At 28.8% G+C, this 6835-nt stretch carries 7 protein-coding genes; all 7 read left to right on the forward strand.

Annotated elements, in window-relative coordinates; all coding sequences use genetic code 11:
* The first annotated feature begins 3 nt into the window (after nt 1-3).
* The 7 genes from rpsT (at nt 4) to pstA (ending at nt 6707) form a co-directional block, all read left to right on the forward strand.
* Nucleotides 4-264 (forward strand): 30S ribosomal protein S20, encoded by a 261-nt coding sequence (gene rpsT, locus B0174_RS11095; RefSeq protein ID WP_108560885.1) that lies wholly within the window; start codon nt 4-6, stop codon nt 262-264.
* Nucleotides 265-267: 3 nt separating this feature from the next.
* Nucleotides 268-1335: a peptide chain release factor 1 gene (gene prfA, locus B0174_RS11100; protein ID WP_108560888.1), complete on the forward strand. Its 1068-nt coding sequence runs from the start codon at nt 268-270 to the stop codon at nt 1333-1335.
* 17 nt (nt 1336-1352) lie between these two features.
* Nucleotides 1353-1550, forward strand: a complete 198-nt coding sequence (locus tag B0174_RS11105) for a DUF1653 domain-containing protein (RefSeq protein WP_108560891.1) — start codon at nt 1353-1355, stop codon at nt 1548-1550.
* A gap of 46 nt (nt 1551-1596) precedes the next feature.
* Nucleotides 1597-2649, forward strand: coding sequence for a substrate-binding domain-containing protein (locus B0174_RS11110; RefSeq protein WP_108560894.1), 1053 nt, complete (start codon nt 1597-1599; stop codon nt 2647-2649).
* A gap of 133 nt (nt 2650-2782) precedes the next feature.
* Nucleotides 2783-4513, forward strand: coding sequence for a GGDEF domain-containing protein (locus tag B0174_RS11115; RefSeq protein WP_108560897.1), 1731 nt, complete (start codon nt 2783-2785; stop codon nt 4511-4513).
* Between the two features lie 80 nt (nt 4514-4593).
* The gene (gene pstC, locus B0174_RS11120) at nt 4594-5523 is read left to right on the forward strand and encodes a phosphate ABC transporter permease subunit PstC (protein ID WP_108560900.1); all 930 of its coding nucleotides are present in this window, start codon (nt 4594-4596) and stop codon (nt 5521-5523) included.
* A complete protein-coding gene (gene pstA / locus B0174_RS11125; RefSeq protein WP_108560903.1) occupies nt 5520-6707 on the forward strand; it encodes a phosphate ABC transporter permease PstA in 1188 nt (395 codons plus the stop codon). The genes pstC and pstA overlap by 4 nt, the downstream gene beginning before the upstream one ends.
* Nucleotides 6708-6835 lie beyond the last annotated feature (128 nt).

A 6835-nucleotide genomic window follows, 5' to 3' on the forward strand; every position in this document is an offset into this window, starting at 1 on the left:
AAAATGGCAAATCACAAATCTTCTGAGAAAAGAGCTAGACAAACTAGAATCAAAACAGAAAGAAACAGATTTTATAAAACTAGAATCAAGAATGTTACAAAAAATGTATTAGCAGCAATCGAAACAGCTGATAAAGAAAAAGCAGTTGAAACTATGAAAATTGCGAACAAATATTTACACCATTGTGTATCTAAAGGTATCATTAAAAAAGAAACTGCAGCTAGAAAAGTAAGTAGATTACAAATCAAAGTTAACGCTATATAATTTATGTTAAAAAGCAGACTACAACCATTTATAAATAGATATGAAGAAATTAATAATTTATTAATGGCTCCTGATATTACAGATGATATAAAAAGAATGACTGCTTTATCAAAAGAGCAGTCAAATATGCAACCGATTGTTATTAAAGCTCGAGAGTATGTTAAATTAATGGATGACATTGATGAAAACAAAATGATGCTTGATGATCCAGAACTAGGTGACTTAGCAAAAGAAGAACTCAAAGAATTAGAAACAAGAAAACCAAAACTTGAAGATGAAATTAAATTTTTAATGATTCCCAAAGATCCTAATGATGATAAAAATATCTATTTAGAAATAAGAGCTGGTACAGGTGGCGATGAAGCTGCAATATTTGTAGGTGACCTTTTTAGAGGTTATTTAAGATATGCAGAAAACAATGGTTGGAAAGTTGAAATCATGAGCTCAAGTGAGAGCGAATCACATGGATATAAAGAAATTGTATTTTTAATTAAAGGTGACCATGTTTACTCAAAACTAAAGTTTGAGGGTGGTACACATAGAGTACAAAGAGTTCCTGCAACTGAATCACAAGGAAGAGTTCATACATCAGCTATTACAGTTGCTGTTATGCCTGAAGTTGATGATGTGGAAGTAGAAATTAATCCAAATGATTTAAAAATTGATGTTATGAGAGCCAGTGGAAATGGTGGTCAATCTGTAAATACTACAGACTCGGCTGTTAGAATCACTCATATTCCATCAGGAATAGTTGTAACAAATCAAGATCAAAAATCTCAACACAAAAATAAAGACAGAGCTATGAAAGTTTTAAAAGCCAAACTTTATGACATAGAAATGAACAAAAAAATGGAATCAGAAGGTGCTACTAGAAAAGAACAAGTGGGTACTGGTGATAGAAGTGGAAGAATTAGAACTTATAACTATCCACAAAATAGAATCAGTGATCACAGAATCAACTTGACTTTATATAGACTTGATTACATCATGAATGATGGTCTGTTTGATGAAGTGATTGATCCTCTTATTGCTGATCATCAATCTAGACTAATCGAGGTTAATGGATTATAAAATCCATTAACTTTTTTATGTTAGAACTTAATAAAACTTACATCCACTACAAAAACAATAAACCCTACACTACAATAAACTTTTGTAAAGTTCAAGAAAATGATATTTGGACAGAAGCTATTATTTATAAACCAAATGATTGTGAAGAACTTTTTATAAGAACCTGCAAAGAATTTGAACTTAAGTTTACAAAAGAAGAAGTAACCAAAAAGTAACCAACTATCATTAAACTTTCACCATAAATAAAATATGGAGAAAAGAATGACTTTCAAAAAAATATCTATGGCACTATTTGCAAGTGCAATATTAACTACAGCTTTAAGCGCAAGAGATCAAATCAAAATTGTTGGTTCATCTACTGTTTACCCTTTTTCATCTTCAGTTGCTGAAGAATTAGGATCAACTACAAAATTCCCTACACCTGTTGTTGAATCAACTGGAACTGGTGGTGGAATGAAACTATTTTGTTCAGGTGCTGATATAAATACTCCTGATATTGCGAATGCATCAAGAAGAATGAAAGATAAAGAACTTAAGATGTGTGAAGAAAATGGTGTTACTGATATAACTGAAGCTTTAATTGGTTTTGATGGAATCGCAATTGCTCAAGATTCTAAAGTTGCTTCATTTAATGTGACAAAAGCTCAATTAGCATTAGCAGTTGCGGAGCAAGTTCCTTCAAAAGATGGAAAATCATTAATTGCAAATCCATATAAAAAATGGTCAGATATTGATGCAACATTGCCTTCAAGAGAAATAATCGTTTATGGACCACCAAAATCATCAGGAACTAGAGATTCATTCGAAGAATTGATATTACAACATGTATTTGAAAAAATGCCAGTTTATACAGATTTATTTAAAGCTGATGAAAAAACAAATAAAAAATATGAGAAATATTCGGTTATTAGAACTGATGGTGTTTATGTAGAATCAGGAGAAAATGATAATTTAATTGTTCAAAAATTAACTAAAAATCCAGCGGCGATAGGTATTTTTGGTTATTCATTTTTAGAAGAAAATAAAGATAAAGTTGTTGGCTTAAGTGTTGATAATATTCAACCAACTCCTGAAACTATCTCATCTAGTAAATACCCAGTTGCAAGATCAATGTACTTTTATATCAAAAATTCACACCTAAAAGAAGTTCCTGCTTTAAAAGAATACACAAACTTATTTATGTCTGAGAAAATGATAGGAAATGACGGTATTTTAAAAGAGATTGGATTAATCACTTTAGATGAAAAAACTAGAAATGATGCTAGAAAAAGAGTTATGAGTAGCGAGAAATTAACAGCTGAAAAACTGAAATAATACTACATTATGAAAAGAGAGGATTTTATCTTCTTTTTTTCATAAGAGTATCATTATTAAGTTTTTATCTGTTGACGCGAACAAAGAGGTAAAAACTTAATAGTGATATTACAATCTAAAATTTAGGGTAACTATGCCAAATTGGAATCAAATAATTGATAAATTAGACTATGCTTTTCAGCCCATTATTCACTCTCATACTGGTAAACTTTATGCTGTTGAAGCACTTATTAGAAATGTTCAAAATATTTCTGGATTAAATGCGATTGATGATTTATTTAATATGGCTTTTAATGATGATTATTTATATGAATTAGATTTGCAATTAAGAGAAAAAGCTATTAAAAAATTTTCAAATATTAAAATTGAAAATTTAAAATTATTTTATAATTTAGATAATCGAATAATTTATAATAAAACCTTTTCTTATGGGAATACTTCTAAAATATTAAAAAAATACAAATTAAATAAAAGTGTTATTTGTTTTGAACTAAGTGAAAAAGGTACAGCAATAGAACAAAATGCACTATCAACAATGATTCAAAGATATAAAGAAGAAGGTTTTTCGATTGCAATTGATGATTTTGGAATTGGAGTTTCTGGTCTTAAATTATTATATTTTAGTGAAGCACAAATCATTAAACTTGACAGATTCTTCATCTCAAATATAGACCAAGATTCAAAGAAAAAACTTTTTTGTTCTTCAATTATAGAAATGGCTCATATTATGGGAATGCAAGTAATTGCAGAGGGTATTGAAACAGTAAAAGAGTTTTATACTTGTAAAGATATTGGAGCTGATTTTATTCAAGGATATTTAGTGCAAAAACCTACTATTGAAACAAATGAAATAAAAAGTATTTACAATGATATTGTTACTTTAATAAATGAAGATAAAAGAAATAATCCAAATGCAACAATTGATGAAGAGTTTATTGAGCCAATTATTGCACTTAGTATAAATAGTTCTTTGTATGAACTTTTTGTACATTTTAAGGAATCAACAAAAAACAATTTTGTTCCAATAGTTGATGAATATGATAATTTTTTAGGAATTATTTATGAAGCTGATATAAAAAAAATATCTTATTCTCAATATGGATTATCACTTGCTCAAAATAAAACATTTTCTTCTAGTTTAATGAAATATTTAAAACCATCTTTATGTGTTGAAATATCTTGGGGAATTGATAAAATACTTGAAATGTATAACCAAAATTCAAAAGATGCTTTAGGAATATTTATTACACAATCAAATAAATATAGAGGTTTTATTAATCTAAATTCACTTTTGACGCTTTCATATAAAAGAAATATAGAAATAGCAACAAATCAAAATCCATTAACAAAACTTCCAGGAAATAACCAAATAGAGAAATTTATAGAAAAAACTCTACGAGAAAATCAAAAAAATACTACTCATATAATCTATTTTGATTTTAATGACTTTAAACCATTTAATGATATTTACGGATTTAGATTAGGAGATAGAGCTATTTTAATTTTTTCTGAACTTCTACAAAAAAGATACCCAAAAGATTCATTTATAGCACATATTGGTGGGGATGATTTTTTTGTTGGCCTAAGAAATCATGAATTTGAAAAAGTTTTTGATTTAACAAATAAGGTTCAAATAGAATTTAAAAATTCTGTTGAAAACCTTTACTCAAAAAAAGACAAAGAAAAAGGTCTTTTAATTGCAAAAGATAGATTCAATATTGAAAGAAGTTTTAATTTATTGTCCGTAGCATCTGCCATTATTGAAATAAATCCCAACTCAAATATCTCTAATTTTGATAGCACTTTAAATGTATTAAAAAAGGCTTCAAAAGGTTCAAGTAAACCTATTTCTAGTATCTTATAAACTTTTTTATACTTCTTGTAACCATCATGTAACTATTTTTATTTAAAATTTCATATAAATTAATTATAAAGGCAAAAGTTTTGAGTACTTTTGAATCAAGAAAAAGAAGTAGAGAAGTAAATGAAAAACTAATTAAATTCGCTTTAATTGGTGCTGCCATTATCTCAATTTTGACTACATTTGGAATTTTATTTTCTATTCTTTTTGAAGCAATAGAGTTTTTTAAATTGAGAAGTTTTTGGTATTTCATAACAGGAGCTACATGGTCACCAGGGGTAATAGGAAGTCAATTTGGTGCATTACCAATATTTGCAGGTACATTTGTAATAACCATAATTGCATTAGGTGTTGCTATTCCTGTTGGTTTAGGAAGTGCAATTTACATGAGTGAATATGCAAGTGCAACAGTAAGAGATTATTTAAAACCTTTATTAGAAATATTAGCTGGGATTCCAACTGTTGTTTATGGTTTTTTTGCAGCAATTACAGTAGCGCCTTTGGTTGTGCAAATCGCTGAGTTTTTTGGTCTTGAAGCTACTTTTAATTCAGCACTTGCATCTGGTGTTGTAATGGGAATTATGATTATTCCTGTTATTTCATCACTATCAGATGATGTGATTAGGGCAGTTCCTGATTCTCAAAGAAAAGCAGCTTTTGCACTTGGAATGACACATGGGGAAACTATCAAAAATATAGTTTTACCCTCAGCAATGCCTGGAATTATTTCAGCTTCACTGCTTGGTCTTTCAAAAGCTTTGGGTGAAACTATGATTGTTGTTATGGCAGCAGGACTTCGACCAAATCTATCTTGGAATCCACTTGAAGATATGACAACGGTTACTGTTACCATTGTTAATTCACTTGTTGGAGATTTTGAGTTTAATTCACCTGAAACACTTTCAGCATTTGCATTAGGGTTAATTTTATTTGTAGTGACCTTGATTCTAAATATGATTTCATTATATCTTATTAGAAAATTCAAAGAAAAATATAAAGTGAATACATTATGATTAAAAGAAAAAAAGAAAAACAAAACAATAATCCATTTTATGATTCAACACTAAAAAAAAGACATGCAAGTGCGGCTAGATTTAAAAAGTTTACTTTAACTTCATTGCTTTTTTCTATTGCTTTTTTATCATTTTTCTTATTTGATATTGTTGGAAAAGCAATCCCTGCTTTTAAAATAGCTTACATTCAAACAGAAGTTACTTTTAATGAAAAATCTTTAGATGATACAAGATTTGCCGTTGATAAAAAATATAGGGAGTTAGTTTCAAGAGCATGGCTTAGAGATATTCCCGCATTACTTAAAGAAAATCCAAATTATATGAATACAACCATAACTACTTGGGTTTTAGCAGATGACCAAGTTGATCAATATTTAAAAGGTCACCATCATAAACTAAAAGAGAATGAAATATCTTTTGTGGAAGATTTACTTTCTCAAGGATTAATTAAAAACAGATTTAATGCTATTTTCTTTACAAAAGGTGATTCAAAAATCCCTGAATATGCAGGTCTTTATTCAGCAATTATTGGTTCTGTTCTTACATTAATAATTACTATGATAGTGGCTTTTCCAATTGGAGTAATGACAGCTATTTATTTAGAAGAGTTTTCAAGTGACAATAAATTTACAAGATTTATAGAAATAAATATCAATAATCTAGCAGCAATTCCATCTATTTTATTTGGTCTTTTAGGTCTTGCTATATTTATAAATCTATTTGGAATGCCACGAAGTTCACCATTAGTTGGAGGTTTAACCCTTGCACTTATGACTTTACCTATTATTATTGTTAGCTCACGAGCAGCTCTTCGAGCTGTACCTGATAGTATAAGACAAGCAGGTTATGGTTTGGGACTTAATAAAATTCAAGTGACAAGGGACCATGTTTTACCACTCGCATTTCCAGGAGTTTTAACAGGTTCAATTATTGGTTTAGCTCACGCAATGGGAGAAACAGCTCCTTTGATTATCATAGGAATGATTGCTTTTATTCCTGATGCTCCATCAATGGTAACACAAGCTGCAACTGTTATGCCAGCGCAGTTATTTACTTGGGCTGGAATGCCTGAGGGAATGTATATAGAAAAAACAGCAGCTGGGATTGTGGTGTTATTAACAATTCTAATTTCATTAAATACAGTTGCAATAATTTTGCGAAAAAAATTCGAAGTAAAATGGTAATAAGCCTTTTTATAAAGAACACCTTAAATAATTAAAGGATTTATATAAAGGCAATATTTTATTAAAGATAAATATATAAGAAACATATTTTAGATAATTATTTCTAAAATATGTTTGATTCTGAAAGT

This window comes from Arcobacter caeni (assembly GCF_003063245.1).
GTDB classification, from domain to species: Bacteria; Campylobacterota; Campylobacteria; order Campylobacterales; family Arcobacteraceae; genus Aliarcobacter; species Aliarcobacter caeni.